The following is a 25,072-nucleotide window of genomic DNA, read 5'->3' as shown; positions in this document are numbered from 1 at the left end:
CCATTGCGAAATTATAACGGTTTTACTTTGCTGGAAATCCTGATCGCCCTGTTTGTTTTCACACTGATAGGGCTGGCCTCCCATAGCGTGTTAAATACGGTATTAGACACCGATGAAATATCCACCGAGCGCTTTCACAAATTGCGGGATCTGCAGCGGACTATGACCATTATCGAACGCGATCTGCAACAAGCCGTTGAACGGACCGTCAGGGTAGAAGGTGAAACTAATAAAATCGTCATGAGTGGTGGTCTCAACGCCTTTGAAAGCGATGCCGATGGCCTGGCATTTGTCAGGGCCGGATGGGCAAACCCCAAACTGGTGCTGCCCAGAAGTACCCTTCAGACTGTGGGCTATCGCCTGCAAGGCGATGAGTTGCAGCGGGTATACAGCAACTATGTAGACAACGTTATTGGTGCAGAGCCTAAAGTTCGGATCTTAATGACTGATATCGAAGATCTGCAGTTCCAGTTTCGGGTATCCCGGCAAAAAGCCGACGACGATAACAATAATCAATGGCAAGATACCTATACTGGCACCCAACTACCCTATGCCATCTCAATTGAAATTGTCAGCACTGAATTTGGCTTGATCCGCAGAGAGTTTTCGCTGGCCACCACTTTAGGGGTCGGTTCATGAAGCAGCAAAGAGGCGTAGCGCTTATCGTAGTACTGTTAGTGGTGGCCCTGGTATCCATCAGCGCAACGGATATGGGATCGCGCCTGCAACTACAGGTAAAACGCAGTATCAGTCTGAAAGACAACAATCAGGCCTTTTGGTACGCGGTTGCCGCTGAGCAGTTTGCACAAAAAACCCTGGCGCAACTACTGCTGGAAAACAACGCTACCATTCACATTAACGAACCCTGGGCGCAACAGGATATTCAGTTTCCCGTAGAAGGCGGCATGATTGAGGCCACACTGGAAGATCTGCAATCTTGCTTTAATCTCAACGCGCTGCAGGCCCCGTCCGGCAGCAGCTCAGGAAGCACCGAAATCCGCAACGCCTTTTTAAGCCTGCTCAATACTCAGGAGTTTAATATCCCCTCGCTAAACCAGGAAACCCTGCGTGATTCCCTGGTGGACTGGCTGGATGAAGACAGTATTCTGAGCGGTAATTACGGTGCTGAAGATTCAGATTACGAATCTTTGCTGCATCCCTATTTAGCCGCCAATAGCCTGATGGCTTCCAAGTCTGAACTGCGCCTGGTAAAAGGTGTAGAAATGACCTGGCTGCACAAAATTATGCCGCTGGTGTGCGTGATCCCAGGAGAAACCTTCCTGAAGCTGAATGTAAATACCTTAACACCGGAAAAAGCGCCGCTTTTGGCTGCTTTGACCCGCATGGATGTCGCTACTGCAGAAAGTGTTATTGCCGGAATCCCCTATGATGACACATCGGAATTTTTTGCAGAACCCGCGGTCAACAATATGAACCTGACCGACCAGGAAAAAGAGCTGTTTGACGTGACTACGCGATTTTTTATACTGCACGTCAAAACCACGTATAATAATGCCACTTTTAAAATGTCATCGGTTTTCAAAGTGGCATCAGATAAGAGTGTTCACCTAATCAGACGCGAGTTTGGAGGAAAACTTTAATGGAAAAACTGGTCATTCGCTTTTCGGGCATGCCCGACGGCCAGATTAATTGGTTAGTCTGGTCCGCTGATGAACAAGAGATCATCGCCTCTGGTGTGCTGGATAACCTGGAACAGATTTCCTCTTTGCCAGAGCGCACCGGGAAGGATGAAGCTATTCTAATCGTCCCAGGCAGTGAGGTTACTCTTAAAACCGTGACCTTACCGGGTAAAGCAAACCGCAAATTACTTAGCGCCGTGCCTTTCATGCTGGAAGATGAACTGTCACAGGATGTGGAAAAACTGTTTTTTGCCTGGCACAAACAAAACGACAAGGCACAACAGGTAGCCATCGTCAGTAAGAGCAAAATGCAGTACTGGCTGGATACCCTCAGCGATGCGGGTATTTATTGCGAAAAGATAGTGCCCGATACCCTGTGCCTGCCAACACCGGATAGCAGCTGGCAAGCCATTGCACTAAACAATGAAGTCATTATCCGTCAAGCTGAGTGGCAGGGTATTACCGGCGAAGCCAACTGGTTAGCAGCGGCGGTTGAATTATTTGCGAAGAAACAAGAACAGAAAGTCTCAATTGAATTTAGCAGTGAACCGACACTGCACAACTTAGCCAATACCGAGATTAGCCACCAGCCAGGTCCATTGCCTATGCAAACCCTGGCAGAACAAGCAGTAACTAGCCACTTCAATTTGCGCCAAGAGCAGTACAAAGCCAAAAAACGCGGCAAGAAAACCACCAGCCAATGGCGTTTAGCGGCCATTTTGGCTGGTGTAGCAATACTGACAACCTTTGTGGATAAAGGGATACAGGCCACCCAATTGAGCAACCAAAACGAAGCCCTGAAAGAACAAATCGTGGCGGAATTCAAACGGGCCTTCCCGGAAACCCGGCGCATTGTCAATGTCAGAAGCCAAATGAAGCAAAAGATGCAAGCGCTGGATCAGAACAGCAGTGGCGTATCCATGCTGGCTATGCTGTCCGTGTTGGAACAGGCTTTTGCCAACAGTCAAATCAAACCCCAGACCATGCGCTTTGACCGAAGCCGTTCAGAGCTTCGTATGCAGGCGGTGGCTGAAGGTTACGAATCTCTGGAAACCTTTAAGCGTTTAGCAGAGCAGCAAGGATTCACCGTTGAGCAAGGGGCTATTAACAACCGCGATGACCAGGTTGTAGGCTCACTGGCCATCAGAAGTTAAAAGGCTAACGAATTATGAAGTCTCTGAACGATCTCAAACAACGCTTTCAGCAACTCACTGATCGCGAACAGAAAATGGTGCTGATATCGGCCATTGTAGTGGTGGTTGGTAGCATTTACTTTTTAATCTATGCGCCAATGCAGGCCAGTATCGAAAAGAACAGCGCCTCGTTGAATGCCCAAAAAGAGCTGCTCACCTGGGTGAGCCAAAATGCCAATCGCGCTATTCAATTGAAACAGTCTGGCGGTGACGGTGGAGAATTCAACGGCTCTTTGCCTCAGGCAGTCAATCAAACTGCAAATAACAGCAATATCAGCATCTCCCGAATGCAACCACAGGGTGATGATATCCAGGTCTGGATCGACAATGCCCGCTTTGAAGATGTCCTGAACTGGTTGCAGTCGCTGGAAAATATGGGTGTGCAAATTATCGAAGCCGATATCGCCGAAGGCGACAGTGCCGGCAATGTTAAGATTCGTCGCCTCAGACTCAGCAAAGTGTAATTGCAAAGGACTATGAAAAAACAACTCAGTATCAGCTTCGCCGCATTTGGCCTGTTTATTATTTTTTTGATTGCCCACTTGCCCGCCTCACAAGTCGTTTCCAGAAGCCCACTGCCACAGGGGATTAGTGTTATTGGCGTTAGTGGCACCCTTTGGAATGGTCATGCCGATCAGGTCATTGTAAAAGGCCTGGCTTTGTCTAATGTAGACTGGCAATTAGCGTTTCTGCCACTGCTTTTGGGTAAAGCCGCAATCCATATCGACGCTGGTAGTGCTCGGGATAGTGATCAGATATCAGTTACAGGCGATATTTCACTGACCGCTTCTGGTATCCGCGCCGAAAACACCACCTTATTTGCCCCAACGCCTTTGTTAATGGCACAAGTACAGTTGCCTATCGCCGTCGATGCAGCGGGCCGGGCACGGGTGCAAATCCAACAGTTCAGTTATCAGTTGGACAGCGGCTGTGAGTCTTTGCAAGGTGTTGGCAGTTGGCTGAATGCCGGAGTAGCTGGATTTAATGGCCAGGTTAATCTGGGTAACTTTGAGGCGACTTTGGCGTGCCGACAAGGACCCATTGAAATTACCACGAAGCCGGATAATTCACTTAACCTCGCAGTCACCGCGTTATTGCACCACCACGGCAGCTTTAGCGTTGAAGGGCAGTTTAAAGTGTCAGACGCACTGCCCAGTGAAGTTCACGAAGCAGCCAAATTCTTTGGAGCGCCGGATACCCAAGGGTTCTACCAGATAAAGCTGTAACCTATATCAGCGTTGCCGCCTGAATATCCGGTATGATGTCGCGGTAATCACTCACCGACTCAAAGTCTGCAACCACTACTGCGGGCTTTTTGCTATCCGGATTCTCTACCGCTAGTAAGTGCTTAATACCAAAGTCTCTGGCGGTTGTCAGAATACCTATGCTGTCATCCACAAACAGGGTTTTGTTAGCGTCAAAGCCAATTTCTGCCTGCAGCTTTTGCCACAGAATTAATGACTCTTTGGTAACACCAAACTGATGGGTGGAATACAGCACATCGATGTGTTTATCCAACTGGGTTTTTTCGATTTTAAGAGACAGGGAATCCGGGTGAGCATTGGTCACCAGAAATACTTTTCGTCCTGAGTGCTTCAAAGCATCTAAAAACGGAATGGTATCGGGACGCATGGAGATCAGATGCTCTATTTCCCGCTTGGTTTCCACTATATTCATGTCCAACTTTTTGGCCCAGGCATCCAGACAATACCAATCCAGGGTACCAAAAACCTTTTGGTACTCATCCTTTAGAAATTGCTGAGCCTGTTCAAAGGAAATACCCCGTTTTTCCGCCAGACGCAGCGGTAAATGGTGCAACCAGAACTGATTGTCATAGTGTAAATCCAGCAATGTACCGTCCATGTCTAATAAAACGGTGTCGATTTCCTTCCAATGTAACGTAGGCATTTGAATTTATAAGCGTTATAGTAGGGTTTTGGCATATTGTAACGCGGCACCAGAGTGAGTAAACCAGATTCTGAGAAACAACTACCTGTTATCCATGATCGGGAAATAGTAGCTCGCAGTAGGTTATTCCGGCTGGAGCAAGTTCACCTTGAGTTCTCCAACGGCGAGAAGCGCATTTTTGAGCGTATGGCGGGTTCGGGTCGAGGCGCAGTGATGATTGTGCCCATGCTGGACGACAAGCGCTTTCTGTTGGTGAGAGAATACGCCGCTGGTCTGCACGAATATCAGTTGGGCTTCCCCAAAGGACTTATCGATCCCGGAGAAACACCAGAGCAAGCCGCCAACCGGGAATTAAAAGAAGAAGTTGGCTTCGGAGCAGACCGCCTGGAAGCCTTATCCACGGTTACCATGGCACCCACCTTCTTCAGTGCACACATGCACATTATGATAGGCACAGGCCTGTATCCGGAAAAACTACCAGGTGACGAGCCTGAGCCACTAGAAGTGGTAGAATGGTCGTTCGACGACATGGATGCCTTACTAGCCCGACCAGATTTTACTGAAGCCCGATGTATCGCAGCCTTGATGCTGGCTCACAGGAGGTTATTGCAAAACAGATGAATCCCTATCAACAGCTACTCGACATTGCCAAAGCCGCCGCGTTAGAAGCCGGCGCCGAAATTATGCAGATTTACGATAGTGGTGACTTTACCAGCTATAGTAAGTCTGACGACTCACCGGTTACCACTGCAGATTACAAAGCCAACGAAATTATCACCCGCTATCTGGATCAACATGCGCCGGGCATTCCTATTATGTCGGAGGAGAGCAAGCATGAATCTCTGGAAATCCGTAAAGACTGGCAGCGGTACTGGCTCATAGACCCCATCGATGGCACCCAGGAGTTTATCGCCCGTAGCGGTGATTTTGCTATCAATATTGCCTTGATTGAAAATAATGAACCAGCCATTGGCGTTATATATTGGCCCGTTGGCGAAGCTTTGTATTTTGCCAGTAAAGGCCATGGTGCATTCAAAGAAACACCAAAAGAAGATAAGCAGATCTGGGTACGTCAGTTAGACGATCCGGACAATGGCGAAGTACTGGTGGCCATTAGTCGCCGCCAACCCCGCGACAGAGTTATGTCCAGGATGACTAAAGACAGAATTTACAGCACCATTCCGCTAGGCAGTTGCTCACTCAAAGCCTGTTTTATCGCCGAAGGCAAAGCGGACGTATTTTTACGCATAGGCATTACCGGAGAGTGGGATACTGGCGCACCACAGTGCATTGTTTCTGAAGCCGGTGGCAAAGTATTAGCCGCAGATTTTGAACCATTAACCTACAATCAACGAACAAGTCTTATCAATCCCGATTTTGTGGTGCTCGGCGACCAACGAGTGGATTGGGAACAAATAGTCTTGTATCAACTGGTGAGTAAAAACGATGAATAAATTATTGATTATCCTGTCACTTTTGAGCAGCTCCTGTTTTGCTGGCTGGCAACTGGACAGTGACAACTCCAATATCAGCTTTGTATCAACAAAACAAACTCACATTCGCGAAGTTCATCAGATAACAGCCTTTGAAGTAGCGATGACAAGTACCTCGCAACTTACTTTGAAGATGGATTTAAGTTCAGTGGAGACAGCCATTCCCATTCGCAACGAGCGCATGAAGGCCATGCTGTTTGATGTCGCCAATTTTCGTTATGCCACACTGACATTGTCTTTACCTCAGGGGATAGATACCTATCAGCAAACCTCTGTAGTTGAGGTTGCAGGTACACTAAGCCTGTACGGTAAAACCCATCCCGTAAAATTATCCTTATTGCTGACCCCGGGAAATGACAGTATTACCGGTACTTTACAAAAGCCAGTGATCATTAATGCAGCGGATTACGATTTGGTAGCAGGTATCGAAGCGTTGCGCGAAGTAGCCGGGCTAAAATCTATTGGCTACTCTGTACCCGTCACCGGCAGTATTGTTCTGAAAAATAAATAAATTGCTCTATCTACCCAAATTATCTCAAGATGCTAGCTTTCAGCGTGAGATGATTTGGGTATAGGCTAATGGAACGCGGACTGTAATGGATCTAAATCAGATCACCTTACCGGTTAATGACATGGTAAAAGCCGTGCGCTTTTACCAGCTGTTGGGCTGTGAACTTATCGTTGACACACCCCACTACGCGCGCTTTAAAGCGCCTGAGGGCAACAGCAGCTTTTCCTTATCACTTGAAGAAGAAGCATTCTCTAATGGTGCGGTAGTCTATTTTGAACACCAGCAACTGGATGAGCTGTACGGCGAGCTTTGTCAACGAGGCTTCAAGTTTGAACAGCCCCCCACCGAGCAACGCTATTTATGGAAGGAGGCCATTTTAAAAGATCCTTCAGGTAACAAAATAAAACTTTATTGGGCCGGTGAAAACCGCCTCAATCCTCCCTGGCGAGTGAACAATCAGCAATCCTGATTTTTGCTTTCCATCAGGTGCAAGCTATCCCGACTTACGATATCAAAGCTTTCTTCCAATTCAGAATATACGATAACAAATACACCAGATTTTAATCCCGCGACCACCTGCTCAATCTTTGCCTCAAGCGAGATTTCCTGTTCTCCATAGTCTGTTCCTTCTCTCAAAACAAAACCAGAAACCAGGTTGCGCAAGCTTTCTTCAGGGATTTCATCAACAGGCACTACTACGGACATTACTCACTCCAAATGTCTTTATTTTCAATATTTGCAAGCACCAACTTACATATATATAAAACTATATTTTAAGGCTGTTTAGCAAGGCAGCTATACGTTCGTTAACCCAAAATTTGGGACGCCAAAATGAGCCCTGTAAAAAGCCCACATGCCCTCCTCGCTCACTTAACTCTATGGTTACAGCCGGGGAAATCTGCTCCGCCGGAGGTACTATATCGGGCGACATAAAAGGGTCGTCTTTGGCATGCAGAACCAGGGTAGGCACACTGATTTTTTGCATAAACCGATTGGCGCTACATCGAGAATAGTAATCCCTGGCGTTAGCAAAACCATGTAACGGCCCGGTGATGCGATCGTCAAAATCATAAAAACTGCGGAAGTTTTGCAACTCCTCGATACGCAAGCCTAGTAACTTCACATAATCATAACGCGCATATTTCTGTTCGAATTTGCGCCTCATACTCTTAAGCAGATGCTTTTGATAAATGCGGGAAAATCCTTTTGCAATAGATTCGGAACAGCGAGCCAGGTCAAAAGGAGGTGACACCACGATAGCCTGGTGCAGCAAATCATTGCTTTCTGACTCCCCCAGCATTTTTAATAACATGTTCCCACCTAACGAATAACCTATGGCAATTAATGGCTGATCGGGGAACCGCGATTTCAAAGATTCCAGCACAAGACGATTGTCCGCTGTTTCACCACTGTGATAGGAGCGGGCCGTCTGATTTTGCGAGGGACCGCAGCCCCGAAAATGCACTAGTACATAGCGCCAGCCCAGCTTCTCCAACATAGCCATCAGATGCGCCGCATAGTGGGATTCGGCGGAACCTTCCAGTCCATGAAAAATCACCACAAGCCCTTTTTGAGAAGGCTTATTCTTGCTCCAGGCCAGTTCTACAAAGTCACCGTCAGGGGTGTCGAACTTTTCCCAGCTTAAAGCAGGTCTGGGCTTTCTGACAAAAAATCGTGGCCAAATGGTTTGCACATGACGATTTCTGGCCCAAAAAGGTGCTTCAAAAGCAGATCTAACTATCATAGAAAATTACTAAACTCTTATCATTTGTTGCTGGCAAAATGATTCAGTATCACCTGCAACCAATCAGCCGCAGTTACGCCCTCAGCAGCCAGATACTGTGCTAAGCAGTGCTCATCAGAATCTGTAATACTCTGCTTTTGCAGCGCAAACAGTATTTCATGCTGCATCTGTTTTTCCAGTTGCAGCTCCAGAGCCAGACATTGCTGATATTCAGGCTCTCCTTTGCACAACCGCTTTCGCTTGCTGCGTTGTGTCTTCACCTGAGATTCGATACCACTAATCTCGATTTTTATGTTGCTGAACCCTTTGCTGTCCAGGCCACTGTGATCTTGGTACAACCAATGACACAGCAACACCAGATTGACGTTTAAGCCATAATCCTCCTGGCCCTGCAAACACAGCTCTTTTACGCCCTCCCGGGCATACACATCACAAGAAAACTGCCAAAAGGCGGTGGCATCACAGAGTTTGTCTAAATTCATACTCCGCCTGTTCAAATGCTTCCTGTGCCTCTAACCAACTGTGCTCCGCCTCCTCCAGCTGATTGTTCAATTTGGTTTGTTCAGCCAGCAAGTTTTTCAGCCGCTCTTTGTTGTGCGCTTCATACAAGGTAGTGTCGGCCAATGTTTCCTGCAGCTCCGCCAAACGTGACTGGCACTGCTCCATTTGTTTTTCACCCGCACTGATTTGCTTTTTCAGCGGTTGCACCGTTTTGCGAAACTCCGCCTCTAAACGCTTAGTTTCTTTTCGTGATACCTGACTATTACCTGATTCAGCGGCCTTCGGTTCAGCGGCAGGCTTGTTTAGCACCCATTTCTCATAATCGTGGATATCTCCGTCAAAACGACTCACCTGCCCCTCGTCCACCAGATAATAGTCATCCGATACCGCAGAAATTAAAAAGCGGTCGTGAGAAACAATCACCATGGCGCCTTCAAACGACTGCAGAGCCAGAGTTAGCCCCAGCCGGGTTTGCATATCCAGGTGGTTAGTGGGCTCATCCAGCAGCAACAGGTTAGGTTTTTGATAAACAATCAGCGCCAGCGACAAACGAGCCTTTTCGCCACCCGACATAGGTAATACTGGTGACAACGCATCATCACCGTGAAAACCAAAACTGCCCAGGTAGTTTCGCAGAGTCTGTTCTGTTGCCTTGGGATCCAGCACCTGAAAATGTTGCAGAGCCGACATATCCGGACGCAGTTTATCCATCTGATGCTGGGAGAAGTAACCCACTTTCAAACCGGCACTGGTACTGTATTCGCCACTTAACGGCGCGAGATCGCCCGCCAGTAATTTAATTAAGGTGGATTTACCCGCGCCATTGCGACCCAGCAAGCCAATTCGGCTACCGGGCACCAGATTAAGCTGAATATTTTTCAGAATACTGATGTCGCCGTAACCCGCTTCGGTTTTTTCCATATGAACCAGAGGGTTAGGCAGCTTTTCAGGTTCGAAAAAATCAAAGGAGAATGATGACTCTTGGGTTTCAGGAATAATCTGCACCAGCTTATCCAGCTGTTTCTTGCGGCTTTGTGCTTGCTTCGCTTTAGAGGCCTTGGCTCCAAAGCGATCGATGAATTTTTGTAAGTGGGCGGCTTTTTCCTGCTGCTTGCGGGCGGTAGCTTCCTGCAATCTCAGGCGTTCCGCTTTTTGTTTTTCAAAAGCACTGTAATTACCAACATAGTGACGCAGTGACTTGTTTTCAAAACTCGCGATATTGTTTACCACGGCATCCAGAAAATCCCGATCATGGGAAATCAGCATCAGACACCCTTCGTAGCTTCTCAGCCAGGACTCAAGCCAAATAACAGCATCTAAATCAAGGTGGTTGGTAGGTTCATCCAGTAATAATAAATCTGAGCGTTTAAGCAGCGCCTGAGCCAGATTCAGGCGCATGCGCCATCCACCGGAGAAACGACTCACCGGTAATGCATGTTGCTGCTGAGCGAAACCCAAACCGTTTAAGATTATGCCCGCTCTGGCTTCCAGTGTATCGGCGCCTATGTCCTGAAGCTGACCGTGAATCTCCGCGATCTTAATACCGTCATTGGCCTGATTGGCTTTTTCAAGTTGCGCTTCCAGGGCACGGTAGCGCACTTCACCGTCCAGTACGTATTGCAAAGCTGAACGTTCTACCGATGGGGTTTCCTGGGCAACATGGGCAATTTGCCATTCGGGGGGAATAAACAATTCCCCTTCTTCCACCGGGAATTGCTGTAGAATAGCGTTGAACAGGGTGGACTTACCGCAACCATTACGGCCTATGATGCCGATTTTCTGTCCGCTGCTGAATTGCAGGCTGACATCCCGTAATAAGTATTCGCCACCCTGCATTAGCGCAAGCTGTTTAAGTAAAATCATAATTTCCGTTTTATTTTTGCTACCTGAGCCGGATAAAATGGCATTTAACTTAGCCTTATGACCCCAGATAACCCGATGACTAAAAAAATTAAAAAGCGCTTTATTGCTGGCGCAATTTGCCCTCATTGTAAGGCCACAGACAGCCTGATGCTATACATGGAAAACAATGTAGAGAAAGTTGAATGTGTTTACTGTGATTATCAAAAAACCCAGTTAGATGATAATGCGGAAAAAAACACTCGCAGCAATGAAAACGTGATTGGTATCTTTAAACCGTCTAATTAACCTGTTGCAGCGCCGTGCCAACAGTGCTGAAAAACATCAGTAGTGGGGAGGCGGTGTTTCTTCATCTAAAGACGCAATATTGCCGGATGACATCTCTTTCAGCTTATTGCTGACGTGTTGCATCTTAAACTGCAACTCATCAATTTGACGCTGTTGCTTAATTAACGCCTGATTCAAGGCTTCGATGGTGTCTTCCTGATAGGCAACTTTCACCTGTAGCTGTTCTATTTCGTTCAATGCTCTGGCCCGTTTACAAATTTCCGGCGCTTATTGTATGTTCCAAACCTCTGCCCAGCCACTACTACTTTCAGAAATTACCTGATTTTCATTGTAGAAACCGACGCCATAGACAATAGCACTGTTACCTACCGCTTTATCGTTGGGTTTTACTCGCCAGCCTTCTATTTTATCCCCGGTTTGCACATCCCACAGAGCCAGTAACCGGTTGGGTGAGCCCGTCAGTAAACGGCGACCGTCATCTGAAAATACCGCCGAGGAAAAAATCATTTGTCTTTGAATAAACTGCAACCTGGAGACTTCTTCACCGGTTTGCGCGTCCCAGATACGCGCTGTTTTTTGGCTATCTGCAGTAAACAAATAACGTCCTTTAGGATCGATCAGTACTTTGGTAACGCGGCTGGGGTGGTCAAAGCGATGTACCACCTGACCAGAACGGGTATCCCACAAATAAGCCACATAGTCATTGCCTCCGGTCAGTGCGTAATAACCATTGGGAGAAATATCCACGCTGTTAATGCGCTCGGTGTGACCTAAAAACTCCAACCTTCTGCCAGTAAAAGGCTCTAACATCAATACTTTACCATTGCTTCTGCCAACAAGAACAGTTGTTCCTTGACTGGCGATTGCCACATCGCGAATGGTGGACTCATCAATGCGCCAAAACCCCTCCGGCTCTCCGGAGTTCAGACTCCAGATAGCAAAAGACTCCCGGTCGGCACTCACCACATAAGAATTGTCATTAGCTATGCGCACCATAGAAACCAGGTTAATGGTTTCGCCATCGCCTTTATAAGCCCACTGATAAATTTTCTGATTGTATTCCAGGTCCCACACCAATAGTCCAAGGTCGATACTGGACACAACACTGATTTTGGCGTCCAGCGAAATGTCCGCCGCCATAGCCCCATCTTCCGCATGTTGAAATTCCAAAGCGGGTTCTTTGTGATAGGTACCACAGGAAAAAACAGCGAGAATACCGAACAAGAACAGTGAAAAGCGGAGAAGTTGCTTACTTTTTAGTCTGATCATCCTTTTATTTCTTGGTTATGGTTTCGAAATACTAAAACTCTGTTTAGTATATGCGCTTTGCGTGGAAACTGCCCGCCACAATTTCTGGCTTTTTTCAAACAAATTCCAAAACAAATAAATCGGAGCAATTCATGAGAAATAGATCACTTCTGATAGCACTTGCTAGTGTGATTGGGTTGAGCGCATGTCAACAGGAACAATCTTCTAACAACGCCACTACAGAAAAGGCAGCAGCAATGACAATGACAATTGAGCAGGTAAATCAATTACCTGCTGCAGAAAAACAAGCCTACGCCCTGGGTGAAAACATGGGTAAATACGTAACCGCACAAGCGGAGCAATACGCACAATTCGGTATGACCTTCAGTGCTGAGCATGTTAAGCAAGGCTTTATGGCTGCAATTGATGGCAACGCTATTTTAACTGACGAAGAAGCCACTCAGTTGATTCAGGCACTGCAAACTGCAGCGCAACAGAAGCAAACTGAAATGGCAGCAGCGGAAGGCCAAAAGACACTGGAAGAAGGTCAGGCTTATCTGGCAGAAAACAAGAAACGCGAAGGCGTAATGGAAACTGAATCTGGTATTCAATATGAAGTGTTAACCGCTGGCGAAGGTGACAAGCCTTCTGCAGAAGATACGGTTAAAGTTCATTACCACGGTACTCTGATTGACGGAACAGTATTCGATTCGTCTTACGATCGCGGCGAACCAGCAGTATTCCCACTTAACCGTGTAATCAAAGGTTGGACTGAAGGCGTGCAGCTGATGAGTGTCGGTTCTAAGTACCGTTTCCACATTCCTAGCGAATTGGCTTACGGCTCTCGTGCTACTGGTAAAATTAAGCCAAACTCCACTTTAGTATTTGATGTGGAATTGCTTTCTATCGAATCTAAGTAATTTTAGGCTTTGAATAGCAAAAGCCGGGCAGCAGCCCGGCTTTTTTAGTTTTTTAATGTTCGACTTTCCTTGCCGATCCTCGTCCTCATCGGAATTTTCGAATGGTATTGCGCCTGGCAATATTAATAAGTCTGCTTTAGCAGAATCTGGTTTAAAACGTTGCAGGACCGTTGTTGTTGTTCAATCCTGTAGAGAGATAAAAAATGTTATACCTCCGTTTTCAGCGTTTTTGTTAATATAACTGTAGCTCAAAAGCGTTTTTTTTCCTGGAAAAAATGCACTTTTGTGGGACAAAAAACACAACTTATTGAACTTACGAACAATTTAATTTTAAGAATTATTTATCATCATGCGCACACCCTTGATCACCCGGCCCGGATACAACAAACTAAAAGCCGAACTGGATTACCTGTGGCGAACCGAACGCCCGGAAATTACCGCGAAAGTCACCTGGGCTGCCAGCCTGGGAGACAGAAGTGAAAATGCAGACTACAAAGAAAACAAACGCAAATTGCGGGAAATTGATCGCCGGGTACGCTATCTGAGCAAACGCCTGGAAGCCTTAAAAATAGTCGACTACGATCTCCAGCAAGAAGGTAAGGTGTTTTTTGGTGCCAGAGTCAGCATTGAAAATGATGAAGGTGAAGAACGTCAGTTTCAGATAGTGGGTTACGATGAGATATTCTCTCGCAAAGATGTGATATCGATAGACAGTCCCATGGCGCGAGCGTTGATTAAACACCAAGTTGATGATGAAGTTGTGGTAACTACACCTGAGGGCAAAAAACACTGGTACATCAACAGTATTGTATATCCAGACAAACAAACCACGCCCGAATAACAGGAAAACCGTTCAATAACATTGTAAAGTTGCGGTCAGGCCTCATATTGCCTGGAATATATCTAACGAACCTAATAATTGGGATTAATGTCACTCCCTGATGGAAGCAAGCATGGCTAATCAAATCATATTTTCTCAACTCAGTCAGGAACTGAACATCTCTGCAGCGCAAATTTCCTCCGCTGTAGAGCTGATGGACGGCGGCGCGACTGTACCTTTTATCGCCCGATATCGAAAAGAAGCCACTCAAGGGCTGGATGATACACAACTGCGTAACCTGGCACAGCGACTGACTTACCTGCGAGAGCTATGGGAGCGCAAAGAAGCCATCATTAAATCCATCAGTGAACAGGATAAACTCACGGAAACGCTGAGCGATAAGATTAACGCTTGTGTTTCTAAGGCTGAGCTGGAAGAACTGTATTTGCCCTATAAACCCAAGCGTCGTACCAAGGGCCAGATCGCCATTGAAAACGGCCTGGAGCCACTGGCTGACGCCCTGTTTAACGATCCTTCTCTCGATCCTGAAGCCCAGGCTGAACAATACCTCAACGACGCTGTACCCAGCACCAAAGACGCATTAGACGGTGCTAAATTCATTCTAATGGAGCGCTTTGCAGAAGATGCCGACCTGTTGCAGAGAATACGCCGACATTTGCAGAAAAACGCCTTTATTAAGAGTGTCCTGATTCCGGGTAAAGAAAAAGAAGCCGCTAAATTCAGTGATTATTTTGAGCATAGGGAAAAGTTATCCAGCACGCCATCACATCGTGCCTTAGCCATGTTCAGAGGCCGCAATGAAGGCTTTTTACAGGTATCTCTGGAGCCGGATCCGGAAAAAGAAGAATCAGACAAAACCTCCTACTGCGAAACCATAATCGCGGAACACACCGGCCTGGCCAATCAGCACCTGTCGCAAAAAGCAGCCGGTAAATGGTTAACCGGTGTTATTCAATGGACCTGGCGCATCAAGATTTTGATGTATATGGAAAACGAACTATTCAGCCAGTTACGGGAATCTGCGGAACTGGAAGCCATTAATGTATTTGCCTCTAACCTGAAAGATTTGCTAATGGCAGCACCGGCTGGTCCCCGTGTCACCATGGGCCTGGATCCAGGTTTGCGAACCGGGGTAAAGGTAGCAATTGTGGATCAAACCGGTAAAGTACTTGCCACTCAGGTCATTTACCCCCATGCACCACAAAATCATTGGGACAAGTCCTTGCGTACTTTGGCCAATGTCTGTCGCCAATACAAGGTGGAATTGATCAGCATAGGTAATGGCACCGGCTCCCGGGAAACCGACAAGTTGGTGGCGGAACTGATGAAAAACCAGCCGGACTTAAAACTGACTAAACTGATTGTCAGTGAAGCCGGGGCCTCAGTGTATTCAGCGTCGGAACTGGCCTCTCAGGAACTGCCAGATATGGATGTGTCTTTGCGCGGTGCCGTCTCTATTGCCCGACGTTTACAGGACCCTCTGGCAGAACTGGTAAAAATTGAACCTAAAGCGATTGGCGTTGGTCAATATCAGCATGATGTCAGCCAGAGCCAGCTAGGACAATCGCTGGAGGCGGTTATAGAAGATTGTGTGAACGCCGTAGGCGTGGATCTGAACACCGCTTCGCCAGCGATTTTGGCCAATATTTCCGGGTTAAACAAAACGCTGGCGCAAAATATTGTGGAATATCGCAATCAAAATGGAGCCTTCAACAGCCGTAAAGAACTGACAAAAGTGGCTCGTCTTGGTCCTAAAGCATTCGAACAATGCGCCGGATTCCTGCGAATCAATAATGGCAGTGAGCCGCTAGATAGCTCTGCAGTGCACCCCGAAGCCTACCCCATCGTCGAGCGCATGCAACAGGAAGCGGGCTGCGATGTTAAGCAGATGATTGGCAATGCTGACGTCATTAAAAAGATTATGCCGGACAGCTTCGTCAATGAGCATTTTGGTCTGCCGACCATCAAAGATATCTTGTCGGAGCTGTTAAAGCCGGGTCGCGATCCGCGCCCGGAATTCAAAACAGCGCAGTTTAAAGATGGAGTTGATACCATCAATGACCTCAAGCCCGGCATGATTCTGGAAGGCGTGATCAGCAACGTGGCAAACTTCGGTGCGTTTGTAGATATAGGTGTGCATCAGGACGGCCTGGTACACATATCTTGTATCACGGATAAGTTTATCTCTGATCCACGAGAAGTGGTGAAAGCCGGCGATATCGTCAAGGTGAAGGTGACTGAAGTGGATGTGGCCAGAAAACGCATCTCTCTTACCATGCGCCTGGACGACAAAGCCAAACCGCAAAGTCAGGCCACAGGTAAACCTCAAAAGCGCAACGACAATCGCAGCAACAAAGCTGCTCGCGCGCCCAGACAGGATAATAAAGGGGCGAACAGCGCAATGGGTAATGCCTTCGCAGAAGCCTTTGCTAAAGCGAAAAAGTAATCACTGTATGAAGTTAAGGTACTATCCGGTCAGGCAAATGTCTGGCCTGGATAGCTCTCAGGCAAATTGCTGAAAGCCTTCAGTACGGGGAGTGGAAGTTTGTTGATAAAAATTGGCAATTCTTAAAGCCCGCTGATTGATCTCTTCATCACGCTGCGCAGCTACCTCGCCGTCCTCAGCACTTTGTTGCGCTAAAAACGCGTTAAAGGCACTATCAACGAACTGTTCTGGTTGCTCCAGTGAGCGCGTTGGTGCACCGACATCACCGGGTTCAACGATCTCATCCAGTTCTGGTATTTTTTCTTCAATGACTTCACTGGCGTTTGTGTCATTCTGTCCACCAAACACCCGCTCAATGCTTTCTTCCTGAGCTTCTTTTTGCTGCTCAACATCTTCCTGAGCAATCTCAACACGGGCTTCAGCTGCAATGCGTGTCGCCTCACTGGCTACCCGAAAATCCTGCGCTGAGGGTTCAGCTGGCGCAAGCGCTGCCGCCTTCACCTGCTGCATTTTATTTAGTGTTTCTTCTGGCTCAGACTCTTTGGAGATATCTATAGATACCTCACCACCAACGGCGTACTGCTGTCCGTCTGGGCCAGTTTCAAATTCATAGCTAGGAGCACCAGCATACTGCCCACCGACAGCCGCATGAGCTTGCTCGTGAGCACGAACTTCCTGTTCTCTGGCTTTAAGGCGATCCAACTCTTGTTTGTCGGCCGCCTCTTTTTGCTGCTTCTGACGCTCTTCTGCGTCTTCTTTACCAGCACTTTCCTGGTTGGCATTGTCCGGTGTATCACCATTGCTGTTTAAGCCACTGGTGTCGGCATTGGGATTCTGCTGAACTACCGGACGTTCATAGGTGGGAGATTGCGCTGGTTGAGCTGATTTTGCCGATTGTTTAAGACGATCGGACTCCGACCCCAAACCTGCTTCTGCAGAGGAGTTTTCCGGTTGTGTTAGTTGCGGAATGACCTCCCGCTGCACATTATCGCGGCGCGCAGATTCCGTGTTCACATTAGATGTAGTGAACGGTATAGCTGTTGGCACCGGTGTAACAATATTCATATTCAGCTCAGATATGAATTATCAGGCGATTTCGTTAATAATTCTGCCAACGGTTTCATTGGCCACATCCAGCACTTTGGTAGACGCCTGAGCGTTGTTCAGGTTGTTCACCAAAGACAATAAATTATCTGTCATCGAGTCGCCGCCGGAAGGCAACAACTTAGATACGCCCCCCAATTGTTGGGTTGCGACATCTGACAACAGATCACTGGTGGTGCGCAAAGACGCCTGCTGTTGCGCTAAACTAATCGATGTCCCGGCGATATTATCAGAGGCACGTTGTACCCCCATCACACCAGACAAGATAGCGGAATTAACGCTATTTCTTACATCAAAAGACATACACTACTCCTATTACCTCATGTTTAATTATTATACAAATCAGCAAAGAAATAAATGCTTTGATTAGGCTATGTTTAGATTAGCTGCAGCGCAGTTATAATAATTTTGACTAAAAATCGCTCATAAATTCACTAAAGATTTCCATAAACTGCAGAGGGTGGGAAATAAATGGTGCGTGCGACGCTTTTTCAATAATGTGCACCCTTGAGGCCGGATCAATTTCCTGAATTTTGGCCGCACTGGCTTTAGGAACCAAACTGTCCTGACTACCAAAAATGCGTAAGGTTTTAGGTAACCTCGACTGCATTGACGAGCGCAAATCCACATTGTGCAAATAGCACAAACCTTGCGTCAGTGCGCTGTGATTGGCCATGCCACCAGCGTGTACTCGCTCGCGAATAATTTTTAAATCTTTTTTCGCGGTTTCACTACCCATGGCCTGAATGGCCAAAAACCGATCCAGGGTTTTCTCAAAGTCCTGTTGCAATTGGGCCTGAAACCCTTCCAGTATTTTCGGCTTAATGCCTGGCCAATGATCTTCCTGCATAAAACTGGGGGAGCTACAAATTGCAACCAACCCCTGCACATTACAGTCAGAATGAGATGCCAAATATTGCGCCACTAATCCCCCCATAGACCAACCTGCAAGCACGGCGCCATCTGGGATATAGGGGATCAATAGCTGACAATATTGTTCAAAACTCAATGCCTGCACATCGATGTGATTGTTACTGCCAAACCCCGGTAAATCGATAAACCTGAGGGCATAATTATCCTGCAATTGGGGCAACAAGCCCTGAAAAACACCACTGTTAACACCCCAGCCATGCAAAAAAACCAGTCGGGGTTGTGGCTGAAAATCCTGTACTTTTAACTGCAAACTAGTTCCTGTTGATAATGTAACATTGGTGAATAATAACGATTCAGGGAAAGAGTCTTATGCTCTTAAGCATGATAACGCGATTGCGTTTAGCCACCAACCATTGCTATCTATGTCTGCAACCAAGTGGACATCCGGTTTGCTGCGCTTGCCTGCAGGAAGTCGCTTCCTTTGAAACTCATGGCGAGAACGTTGATTTTATCAGCAATCAGCACACATTCGCGCGCCACCTGCCAAAACTCAGGGCTTTCGACACCTTGTGTATTGGCCCTCACACAGGTGTGCTGCAAAGACTGATAAGCCTGTTAAAATACAGCTACAAAATGGAACTAAGCGAAACCTTGGGTAAGCTGTTACTTTTGCGAATTTACGCCAGTTACGACAGCTCACCTTTACCACAAGCACTTATCCCGGTCCCAATTCATCCGCTAAAACGACTACAGCGGGGATTCAATCAAACCGAGCTTATTGCCAATGTACTGGCTGACAAGCTACAGATGCCGGTATTGACCCTGCTATTCAAAAAGATTAAATCAGGAAAGGCACAGGCGGGCCTCAGCGGTATACAGCGACGCCAGTTAGCCAGTTCAGTGTTTCGCATTGCTCAGACAGAGCAAATCCAAGCGTTGCAGCACATCGCCATTATTGACGATGTGATCACCACAGGCACCACCATGAGTCGCCTGTGCAATTTGCTCAGAGAGGTCAATCCAGAAATCCAAATTGACCTGTGGAGTTTATCTGTCAGCCTTCCACATCGATGAATTGACTAAGGTATATCGCATTACTAAGCAACCTTCTCGTGCCTAACCAATAACCTCTGAAGCTGACATTGTCCGTAAAGGCAATGACCTTACCCTCACCTTTATTATGAGCAATAAGCATCGCAGAGTCGGCAATCAGGCTTTCTATTTCATCTGACGCATAGCCTGCCAAAAGAGGCGCTTTTTGGTAAATAACCGGACTGACAAAGGGCTTAGTGGCTTTGCGCATGATAATAGTACTATTGCGGAATACCGGCAGGTTTTCCTTATCGAAGCCAAATAACAGTGGATGTGTCAAATCCACATTAGTGTTAAACACCGCTCCAGCGACGCGCTTCTTACCGGATAACGCCTCCTGGTCAGCGAAATTCAGTTTGCTGGTATCAAACGCCGCATCGATGGCATCATCGTCTTTGAATTTTGCCTTCAACCAGTCTTGTTCTGCCGCCCATTTAGCCGCTCGTTTTTGGGTAATGAGCACACCGCCCTTTTCCAGCCAGACCTGGATTTTTTCGTTTACCTTGTCGGATAACTTACTATAACTGCCATCAACCGCAATGATGTGGCTGTAGCGGCTGAGATCTGTAGTTGCCAGGCGTTGAATATCAATAATACTGGGAGCGACTCCTACATAACGATCGAGATAATGCCAAACCTCACCCGCTTCGTATTGCGATACGCCAGCACCGCCCAATAATAATATTTCTGGTTTGTTCACCACTGACACATGACGACTACCCAGGTCAACGCCCTGAGGCGTCATTCCTGATACCAGTCCATGCAATTTAATATTGAATTCGGCGGCTTTGGCGATCAACTCCGGTACTATATTATCCGGTTGCTTTAATCCCATGGGCAGCAATACGGCACCGGGGTGAAAAGCAAATTCACCATCCAGAGTAACGGCTGTAAAAGGTTCCCCTGACTGTTTAACCGAAGCGCCTTTACTCAATAAAAACTGCATCAAAGCCGGTGCATCAGAGTCCTGCCAGTTAAATCCCCAGGCCACGGCATCGGTATTCATCTCGGGGGACTTAACCTGCAATTGGGTAACCGGCTTTTGCATGAATGGAATTTTACGCCAACGATTTTTTTCTATTGGTGTGAATTCATAGTTAAACGCCAATGCAATATTCCAGTTTGAAACATCGTAAAAGGTATTGTCCTTAAAGCGCTTTTGGGTGGAAAACATGGATTTAATCAAACGATATTGGGCTTGTCTGCCAGGCACAAAGAAACTCTCTCCGGCTACAAAGGTGGTGTCATCGATCTTAACGTTTTCCGACAGCGGATAAATGTCCACCTGATGGCGCTGTAAAATATCCAGGAAATAACTAAAGCGACTGGCATCTTCTCCCGGCGTCACCATAAACCCGGCAATCTCATCATCTTTTGCTTCCTCAGCAGTTTCCCTGCTGAAGCCATCCTGAAACTCCAGAATTTCGCGTTTATTGGCTAAAGCTCCTTCAAAGGTAGAGAGGGACAAGTTCAGCTGATTTTGAATCGCCTGTGAAAATGCCAGAGGGCCATTTTCTGACTCCTGAAGATGCCCACGGGCACTGGCCTGTTCAAATAGGATACCTATGCTGCCATGAGCATCGGGATAGGTGGAGCCTTTGCCGTAATAAAAATCATCAAAAGCCTCCTGGGTGAAATACAAACGCTTGTCCTGATCCAGCTGTTTAGCGTGAAACCCAGCAAGCGCATTGGTCAAATCGATGTTCTTCTGCGGCGTATTTGGATTAGTTCGGGATGGAATGCCCGGCTGAAAGAAGTAGCTACTGTTGGTACCCATCTCATGAAAATCAGTTAATACATGAGGCCGCCACTGATGAAACTGCTCAATACGGGCTTTTGATTCAGGGTGAGTAAGTAATAACCAATCGCGGTTTAAATCAAACCAGTAGTGATTGGTTCTGGCGCTCGGCCACCCCTGACGGTGCTCGCGATTTTGCGGATCGGCCACCAGATTTAAGCTCTTATGTGAGTTTGCCCAATGAGCGAATCGGGCGAGACCATCAGGATTGAGGGAAGGATCTAAAATCACGACACTGTTATCCAGCAAGCGTTCTATTTCTTCGCCTTGTGCCGCAGCGAGGTAATAGGCCAATAGCAATGCTGCATTGGAGCCGCTTGGCTCATCTCCATGGATACTGTAGCCCATCCAAAGTACCAATGGATAGTCGCTGAGATCTCTTTGCGTCTCTTGTGTTTGCCAGTTTTTCAGGTGTGTTGCTCTGATATTTTCAATATCGGCCAGGTTTTTGGCATTACTGATATGCAAATGCACCAGTTTACGACCTTCGTAGGTAAGGCCTATCTCCTGTAATTGCACCCGTTCGGATTTCTCAGCCAGTATCGTCATGTAAGCAATCAGCTGATCGTGCCGGACATGCCATTCCCCAACCGTGTAACCAAGCACTTCCTGTGGTAGGGGTATAGCCGGATCATAACTGACGCTCTTCGGCAGATATTCTAAATCATGGCTATAAATACGGGACATATCGGCGCTTGCTGCACCGGTCACTAACAATAAAAATAAACAAGATAAAAAACGTTTTGTCATTGAATAAAAAGCCTTTATGTCATTGCCTTAACCATAAGGGAAACTTTGCTGATAGGCAAAAATTGTCTAAAAGAGTCGATTACTTGAGTGTTTTACTCAAGTATTTTTTGTTAGAATTCTCACCAGTTTATATTTTGGTTAGCGCTATGATTAATATTTCTGAGTCTGCACAAGCTCACTTTCGCAAATTACTGGAAACACAACCGGAGAATACTAATATCCGAGTGTTTGTAATCAACCCGGGCACAGCTTCAGCTGAATGCGGTGTTTCATATTGTCCGGCAGACGCAGTTGAAGATTCCGACCAACATTTGCCTTTTGATGGTTTTGAAGCCATTGTCGATTTAGAAAGCGCCCCCTATCTGGAAGAAGCCGAAATCGATTTCGTCACCGACCAAATGGGTTCGCAGCTTACCTTAAAAGCGCCTAATGCAAAAGCCCGAAAAGTTGCAGAAAACGCGCCATTGAAAGAGCGCATTGAATACATGCTGGTATCGGAAATCAACCCACAATTAGCCAGTCACGGCGGTCAGGTGGCGTTAATGGATATTACCGACGATGGTATCGCCTTATTGCAATTTGGTGGCGGCTGTAATGGCTGCTCTATGGTTGACGTAACCCTGAAAGACGGCATTGAAAAGCAGATGCTGGAACAGTTTCCTGAACTCAAAGGTGTTAAAGATGCCACAGAACACGAAGCCGGAGAGCACTCTTACTATTAGCGCTTTGACGCATGTCGTTAACGGTTAAACAGCGCATTGCACTACAGCGTTATTGGACCCGATTCCTTCAGGGTCTGATGTTGTTTAGTGTTGGTGCTGCTTTAATCTACGCTGGCTACATCTGGTGGTTTTGGTTGCAGGTCCCGGGAGCATTAATACTGCTGCTGGGATTGGCCTGCGCCATTTACGGTTATGGCGGACTACTCAGGTTTCGCCTTAAAGCCGCATTTTCCCTGCGAGACGAATCCAAAAACAATAGACTCTAGACATCAGGCGCAGTGTTGTTTTAGCTGTAAAATCACTGCCGCCAACTCATTGGCCTGTTCAGGATTGCTATCTGTCTCCAACGCCAGGTGCTCGATTTCCGAGCTTAAAACCTGAATTTCTTGAAGATTAAACGACTGTGCTGCAGAGCTCAGGCTGTGAGCTAACAATGCCACATGACGCCAGTCATTACCGAAAAAGGTATTTTCCAGAGATTCCAGTCGCTTGGGAAGGTTGCGCTTAAATTGTTCGATGAACAGTGATTTATCACTTTGGCCAACACTTTTGTCTTTTGCATCAGGGCTAGCCGCTGGCAAATAAGCCGCTAATTTTCGGGTAAACTCTTCCTTTTGAATTGGCTTACTTAAATGATCAGTAAACCCTTTGTGCATATATTGATCTACTTCATGCTTCATAGCATTAGCTGTTAAAGCAATGGTGGGCACATTAATAGATGCCTGCTGCAACCTGGAAACCGCCTCTTCTCCGCCCATTTCCGGCATGTGAATATCGGTTAAAATCAGATCAAAGTTTTTTGCTTGAGCCTGTGTCAGAAGTTGTAGACCATTTTCTACAGCCACCACATCCAGCCCCAACTTCTGCAACATCATGGTAATGAGTAAGCGAAGCTCTTTTTGATCTTCCGCCAACAATACTGTGCCAGACAACAGGATTTCTTCAGGTTTTTGAGATTTTTGATTGCGAATGACTTCGGCATAATGGACTTCATCCTTTATAGCAACAGCGTGCTCACCGGCGCACAACTCAATACTGGCACAGAAATCACTACCGATGCCGTTGACACTGCTGACCACCAGGTCGCCCCCTAACTTCTGAGTCAGATATTTTGAGATGTTGAGCCCTAAACCTGTTCCCCCAAAGCGTCGAGTCACTGACACATCTGCCTGCTCAAAAGCACTGAAAATACGGCTTTGTTGCTCCTTGCTAATACCTACCCCGGTGTCCACAACGTTGAACTGTAACTGCCCGCGGCGCTCTGCCACCAGCAGCCGCACCGCTCCCTCTTCGGTAAATTTGACAGCGTTATTTAACAGATTTAACAGTACCTGTTTTAACCTGGTGGGGTCACTGACAATGTGGGATGATAGGGGGAATTCAACTTCCAAACCAAACGCGAGATTCTTATCTTCGATTTTGGGCTTAATTATCGAAAACAATTCTTCTAATAACACCGGTAGACAAAACTCGACACGTTCAACATGCAGTTTCCTCGCCTCTATCTTGGAGAGATCCAGAATGTCATTGATGAGATGAAGTAAGTGCTTACCACTATTTGAAATGATGTCTATCGCCTGCTCATTCTCCATGCCAGACAATTCATTGTTTTGCAGTAGGTCTGTATAACCAATAATTGCGGTTAACGGTGTGCGAATTTCATGACTCATGTTCGCTAAAAAGCGACTTTTCGCCTCATCGGCTTCCCGCAATTTAACAGATAGCGCGCGCAACTCTTTTGTTTGTTGAATTAGTTTTAAATGGGTAGCAATGCGGGTTTTCACCACGGCGGCATTAAAGGGTTTGCGGATATAATCTAATGCCCCTAAATCCAGTCCATACTTTTCATTATCTACGGTATCCAAACCAGTGATAAAAATGACGGATATGTCTTTGAGTTGCTCATCTCGTTTGATTTGTTTTAATGCTTCGAAGCCATCCATATCCGGCATCACAATATCCAGCAAAATTAAGTCTGGTTTAAGTTTGATTGCCTTCCATATTCCCTGCTCACCGCTTTTTGCCACAGAGACCTCGGCTTCCGAACTAAGCAAATCGGAAAGAATCTTCAGATTGGACTTCTCATCATCGATAATGAGGATTCTGGGCTTGTCCAAAGGTTCTTTAATACGCATTACCG

General features: G+C 46.8%; 28 protein-coding genes. 16 read left to right on the top strand and 12 right to left on the bottom strand.

The features are described 5' to 3' along the window. The first annotated feature begins 3 nt into the window (after positions 1 to 3). From gspJ to ACXAD8_RS15875, 5 genes are read left to right on the top strand one after another with little or no spacing between them, the layout of a single operon-like run. Complete coding sequence (gspJ, locus tag ACXAD8_RS15895) at positions 4 to 639, top strand: type II secretion system minor pseudopilin GspJ (RefSeq protein WP_475230713.1); 636 nt, start codon at positions 4 to 6, stop codon at positions 637 to 639. Then, positions 636 to 1,601 (top strand): type II secretion system minor pseudopilin GspK, encoded by a 966-nt coding sequence (gspK, locus tag ACXAD8_RS15890; protein ID WP_475230711.1) that lies wholly within the window; start codon positions 636 to 638, stop codon positions 1,599 to 1,601. The genes gspJ and gspK overlap by 4 nt, the downstream gene beginning before the upstream one ends. Further along, positions 1,601 to 2,794: a type II secretion system protein GspL gene (gene gspL, locus ACXAD8_RS15885; protein ID WP_475230709.1), complete on the top strand. Its 1,194-nt coding sequence runs from the start codon at positions 1,601 to 1,603 to the stop codon at positions 2,792 to 2,794. Before gspK ends, gspL begins: the two co-directional genes overlap by 1 nt. A gap of 23 nt (positions 2,795 to 2,817) precedes the next feature. Then, positions 2,818 to 3,297: a type II secretion system protein GspM gene (gspM, locus tag ACXAD8_RS15880; protein ID WP_475232989.1), complete on the top strand. Its 480-nt coding sequence runs from the start codon at positions 2,818 to 2,820 to the stop codon at positions 3,295 to 3,297. Between the two features lie 12 nt (positions 3,298 to 3,309). Continuing rightward, entirely contained in the window at positions 3,310 to 4,059 is a 750-nt protein-coding gene (locus ACXAD8_RS15875) for a type II secretion system protein N (protein ID WP_475230707.1), read from the top strand. Between the two features lies 1 nt (position 4,060). On the opposite strand, the gene yrfG is transcribed toward ACXAD8_RS15875, so the two are convergent. Next, complete coding sequence (gene yrfG / locus ACXAD8_RS15870; RefSeq protein WP_475230705.1) at positions 4,061 to 4,741, bottom strand: GMP/IMP nucleotidase; 681 nt, start codon at positions 4,739 to 4,741, stop codon at positions 4,061 to 4,063. A gap of 54 nt (positions 4,742 to 4,795) precedes the next feature. Between yrfG and nudE the strand changes: the two genes are divergently transcribed. From nudE to ACXAD8_RS15850, 4 genes are all read left to right on the top strand, one after another. Beyond that, positions 4,796 to 5,362, top strand: a complete 567-nt coding sequence (gene nudE, locus ACXAD8_RS15865) for an ADP compounds hydrolase NudE (RefSeq protein WP_475230703.1) — start codon at positions 4,796 to 4,798, stop codon at positions 5,360 to 5,362. Beyond that, positions 5,359 to 6,195 (top strand): 3'(2'),5'-bisphosphate nucleotidase CysQ, encoded by an 837-nt coding sequence (gene cysQ / locus ACXAD8_RS15860; RefSeq protein WP_475232987.1) that lies wholly within the window; start codon positions 5,359 to 5,361, stop codon positions 6,193 to 6,195. Before nudE ends, cysQ begins: the two co-directional genes overlap by 4 nt. Further along, positions 6,188 to 6,745: a YceI family protein gene (locus ACXAD8_RS15855; protein ID WP_475230701.1), complete on the top strand. Its 558-nt coding sequence runs from the start codon at positions 6,188 to 6,190 to the stop codon at positions 6,743 to 6,745. Before cysQ ends, ACXAD8_RS15855 begins: the two co-directional genes overlap by 8 nt. Before the next feature lie 85 nt (positions 6,746 to 6,830). Then, positions 6,831 to 7,214, top strand: a complete 384-nt coding sequence (locus ACXAD8_RS15850; RefSeq protein WP_475230699.1) for a VOC family protein — start codon at positions 6,831 to 6,833, stop codon at positions 7,212 to 7,214. Here the strand turns inward: ACXAD8_RS15850 and ACXAD8_RS15845 are convergent. The 4 genes from ACXAD8_RS15845 to ACXAD8_RS15830 form a co-directional block, all read right to left on the bottom strand. Continuing rightward, positions 7,202 to 7,450, bottom strand: a complete 249-nt coding sequence (locus tag ACXAD8_RS15845) for a YheU family protein (RefSeq protein WP_475230697.1) — start codon at positions 7,448 to 7,450, stop codon at positions 7,202 to 7,204. The genes ACXAD8_RS15850 and ACXAD8_RS15845 overlap by 13 nt on opposite strands. A 61-nt stretch (positions 7,451 to 7,511) precedes the next feature. Then, a complete protein-coding gene (locus ACXAD8_RS15840) occupies positions 7,512 to 8,489 on the bottom strand; it encodes a hydrolase (protein WP_475230695.1) in 978 nt (325 codons plus the stop codon). Positions 8,490 to 8,509: 20 nt separating this feature from the next. Beyond that, complete coding sequence (locus tag ACXAD8_RS15835; protein ID WP_475230692.1) at positions 8,510 to 8,971, bottom strand: TIGR02444 family protein; 462 nt, start codon at positions 8,969 to 8,971, stop codon at positions 8,510 to 8,512. Then, the gene (locus tag ACXAD8_RS15830) at positions 8,949 to 10,853 is read right to left on the bottom strand and encodes an ATP-binding cassette domain-containing protein (RefSeq protein ID WP_475230689.1); all 1,905 of its coding nucleotides are present in this window, start codon (positions 10,851 to 10,853) and stop codon (positions 8,949 to 8,951) included. The genes ACXAD8_RS15835 and ACXAD8_RS15830 overlap by 23 nt, the downstream gene beginning before the upstream one ends. A 75-nt stretch (positions 10,854 to 10,928) precedes the next feature. Here ACXAD8_RS15830 and ACXAD8_RS15825 point away from each other — a divergent pair, with 75 nt between their 5' ends. Continuing rightward, a complete protein-coding gene (locus ACXAD8_RS15825) occupies positions 10,929 to 11,138 on the top strand; it encodes a YheV family putative zinc ribbon protein (protein WP_475230686.1) in 210 nt (69 codons plus the stop codon). A 36-nt stretch (positions 11,139 to 11,174) separates the two neighbouring features. On the opposite strand, the gene ACXAD8_RS15820 is transcribed toward ACXAD8_RS15825, so the two are convergent. After that, positions 11,175 to 11,375, bottom strand: a complete 201-nt coding sequence (locus ACXAD8_RS15820; protein WP_475230683.1) for a SlyX family protein — start codon at positions 11,373 to 11,375, stop codon at positions 11,175 to 11,177. A 30-nt stretch (positions 11,376 to 11,405) separates the two neighbouring features. Beyond that, the gene (locus ACXAD8_RS15815) at positions 11,406 to 12,407 is read right to left on the bottom strand and encodes a WD40 repeat domain-containing protein (RefSeq protein ID WP_475230681.1); all 1,002 of its coding nucleotides are present in this window, start codon (positions 12,405 to 12,407) and stop codon (positions 11,406 to 11,408) included. Positions 12,408 to 12,538: 131 nt separating this feature from the next. On the opposite strand from ACXAD8_RS15815, the gene ACXAD8_RS15810 reads away from it, so the two are divergent. From ACXAD8_RS15810 to ACXAD8_RS15800, 3 genes are all read left to right on the top strand, one after another. After that, positions 12,539 to 13,306 (top strand): FKBP-type peptidyl-prolyl cis-trans isomerase, encoded by a 768-nt coding sequence (locus ACXAD8_RS15810; RefSeq protein ID WP_475230678.1) that lies wholly within the window; start codon positions 12,539 to 12,541, stop codon positions 13,304 to 13,306. A gap of 349 nt (positions 13,307 to 13,655) precedes the next feature. Continuing rightward, a complete protein-coding gene (gene greB / locus ACXAD8_RS15805) occupies positions 13,656 to 14,147 on the top strand; it encodes a transcription elongation factor GreB (RefSeq protein WP_475230675.1) in 492 nt (163 codons plus the stop codon). Between the two features lie 124 nt (positions 14,148 to 14,271). Beyond that, a complete protein-coding gene (locus ACXAD8_RS15800; protein WP_475232986.1) occupies positions 14,272 to 16,593 on the top strand; it encodes a Tex family protein in 2,322 nt (773 codons plus the stop codon). A 57-nt stretch (positions 16,594 to 16,650) separates the two neighbouring features. On the opposite strand, the gene ACXAD8_RS15795 is transcribed toward ACXAD8_RS15800, so the two are convergent. The 3 genes from ACXAD8_RS15795 to bioH form a co-directional block, all read right to left on the bottom strand. After that, a complete protein-coding gene (locus ACXAD8_RS15795) occupies positions 16,651 to 17,658 on the bottom strand; it encodes a putative metalloprotease CJM1_0395 family protein (protein ID WP_475230672.1) in 1,008 nt (335 codons plus the stop codon). Positions 17,659 to 17,679: 21 nt separating this feature from the next. Further along, positions 17,680 to 18,000, bottom strand: coding sequence for a hypothetical protein (locus ACXAD8_RS15790; RefSeq protein ID WP_475230669.1), 321 nt, complete (start codon positions 17,998 to 18,000; stop codon positions 17,680 to 17,682). Between the two features lie 109 nt (positions 18,001 to 18,109). Then, positions 18,110 to 18,880 carry a pimeloyl-ACP methyl ester esterase BioH gene (gene bioH, locus ACXAD8_RS15785; RefSeq protein WP_475230666.1) on the bottom strand — a complete coding sequence of 257 codons (771 nt, stop codon included), beginning with the start codon at positions 18,878 to 18,880 and terminating at the stop codon, positions 18,110 to 18,112. A gap of 59 nt (positions 18,881 to 18,939) precedes the next feature. On the opposite strand from bioH, the gene ACXAD8_RS15780 reads away from it, so the two are divergent. Further along, positions 18,940 to 19,644: a ComF family protein gene (locus ACXAD8_RS15780; RefSeq protein WP_475230663.1), complete on the top strand. Its 705-nt coding sequence runs from the start codon at positions 18,940 to 18,942 to the stop codon at positions 19,642 to 19,644. On the opposite strand, the gene ACXAD8_RS15775 is transcribed toward ACXAD8_RS15780, so the two are convergent. Next, a complete protein-coding gene (locus tag ACXAD8_RS15775; protein ID WP_475230660.1) occupies positions 19,625 to 22,210 on the bottom strand; it encodes a M14 family zinc carboxypeptidase in 2,586 nt (861 codons plus the stop codon). The genes ACXAD8_RS15780 and ACXAD8_RS15775 overlap by 20 nt on opposite strands. A gap of 146 nt (positions 22,211 to 22,356) precedes the next feature. Here ACXAD8_RS15775 and nfuA point away from each other — a divergent pair, with 146 nt between their 5' ends. Continuing rightward, positions 22,357 to 22,932, top strand: a complete 576-nt coding sequence (nfuA, locus tag ACXAD8_RS15770) for a Fe-S biogenesis protein NfuA (RefSeq protein WP_475230657.1) — start codon at positions 22,357 to 22,359, stop codon at positions 22,930 to 22,932. 11 nt (positions 22,933 to 22,943) lie between these two features. Beyond that, positions 22,944 to 23,198, top strand: coding sequence for a hypothetical protein (locus ACXAD8_RS15765; RefSeq protein ID WP_475230654.1), 255 nt, complete (start codon positions 22,944 to 22,946; stop codon positions 23,196 to 23,198). A gap of 3 nt (positions 23,199 to 23,201) precedes the next feature. On the opposite strand, the gene ACXAD8_RS15760 is transcribed toward ACXAD8_RS15765, so the two are convergent. Beyond that, positions 23,202 to 25,067 carry a response regulator gene (locus ACXAD8_RS15760; protein WP_475230651.1) on the bottom strand — a complete coding sequence of 622 codons (1,866 nt, stop codon included), beginning with the start codon at positions 25,065 to 25,067 and terminating at the stop codon, positions 23,202 to 23,204. Positions 25,068 to 25,072 lie beyond the last annotated feature (5 nt).

It is taken from the genome of Planctobacterium sp. AWH2_060 (assembly GCF_056158425.1).
This window is presented reverse-complemented; position numbering and strand designations above follow the sequence as displayed.

Excerpts from the sequence above, each read along its gene's own strand:
- gspL (WP_475230709.1), top strand. The coding sequence starts at position 1,601 with ATGGAAAAACTGGTCATTCGCTTTTCGGGCATGCCCGACGGCCAGATT.
- ACXAD8_RS15765 (WP_475230654.1), top strand. The coding sequence starts at position 22,944 with ATGTCGTTAACGGTTAAACAGCGCATTGCACTACAGCGTTATTGGACC.
- ACXAD8_RS15840 (WP_475230695.1), bottom strand. The coding sequence starts at position 8,489 with ATGATAGTTAGATCTGCTTTTGAAGCACCTTTTTGGGCCAGAAATCGT.
- gspK (WP_475230711.1), top strand. The coding sequence starts at position 636 with ATGAAGCAGCAAAGAGGCGTAGCGCTTATCGTAGTACTGTTAGTGGTG.
- ACXAD8_RS15795 (WP_475230672.1), bottom strand. The coding sequence starts at position 17,658 with ATGAATATTGTTACACCGGTGCCAACAGCTATACCGTTCACTACATCT.
- ACXAD8_RS15835 (WP_475230692.1), bottom strand. The coding sequence starts at position 8,971 with ATGAATTTAGACAAACTCTGTGATGCCACCGCCTTTTGGCAGTTTTCT.
- yrfG (WP_475230705.1), bottom strand. The coding sequence starts at position 4,741 with ATGCCTACGTTACATTGGAAGGAAATCGACACCGTTTTATTAGACATG.
- ACXAD8_RS15825 (WP_475230686.1), top strand. The coding sequence starts at position 10,929 with ATGACTAAAAAAATTAAAAAGCGCTTTATTGCTGGCGCAATTTGCCCT.
- ACXAD8_RS15875 (WP_475230707.1), top strand. The coding sequence starts at position 3,310 with ATGAAAAAACAACTCAGTATCAGCTTCGCCGCATTTGGCCTGTTTATT.
- ACXAD8_RS15790 (WP_475230669.1), bottom strand. The coding sequence starts at position 18,000 with ATGTCTTTTGATGTAAGAAATAGCGTTAATTCCGCTATCTTGTCTGGT.
- ACXAD8_RS15775 (WP_475230660.1), bottom strand. The coding sequence starts at position 22,210 with ATGACAAAACGTTTTTTATCTTGTTTATTTTTATTGTTAGTGACCGGT.
- ACXAD8_RS15850 (WP_475230699.1), top strand. The coding sequence starts at position 6,831 with ATGGATCTAAATCAGATCACCTTACCGGTTAATGACATGGTAAAAGCC.
- ACXAD8_RS15810 (WP_475230678.1), top strand. The coding sequence starts at position 12,539 with ATGAGAAATAGATCACTTCTGATAGCACTTGCTAGTGTGATTGGGTTG.
- ACXAD8_RS15760 (WP_475230651.1), bottom strand. The coding sequence starts at position 25,067 with ATGCGTATTAAAGAACCTTTGGACAAGCCCAGAATCCTCATTATCGAT.
- ACXAD8_RS15830 (WP_475230689.1), bottom strand. The coding sequence starts at position 10,853 with ATGATTTTACTTAAACAGCTTGCGCTAATGCAGGGTGGCGAATACTTA.
- ACXAD8_RS15855 (WP_475230701.1), top strand. The coding sequence starts at position 6,188 with ATGAATAAATTATTGATTATCCTGTCACTTTTGAGCAGCTCCTGTTTT.
- ACXAD8_RS15780 (WP_475230663.1), top strand. The coding sequence starts at position 18,940 with ATGCTCTTAAGCATGATAACGCGATTGCGTTTAGCCACCAACCATTGC.
- ACXAD8_RS15815 (WP_475230681.1), bottom strand. The coding sequence starts at position 12,407 with ATGATCAGACTAAAAAGTAAGCAACTTCTCCGCTTTTCACTGTTCTTG.
- cysQ (WP_475232987.1), top strand. The coding sequence starts at position 5,359 with ATGAATCCCTATCAACAGCTACTCGACATTGCCAAAGCCGCCGCGTTA.
- nfuA (WP_475230657.1), top strand. The coding sequence starts at position 22,357 with ATGATTAATATTTCTGAGTCTGCACAAGCTCACTTTCGCAAATTACTG.
- ACXAD8_RS15845 (WP_475230697.1), bottom strand. The coding sequence starts at position 7,450 with ATGTCCGTAGTAGTGCCTGTTGATGAAATCCCTGAAGAAAGCTTGCGC.
- greB (WP_475230675.1), top strand. The coding sequence starts at position 13,656 with ATGCGCACACCCTTGATCACCCGGCCCGGATACAACAAACTAAAAGCC.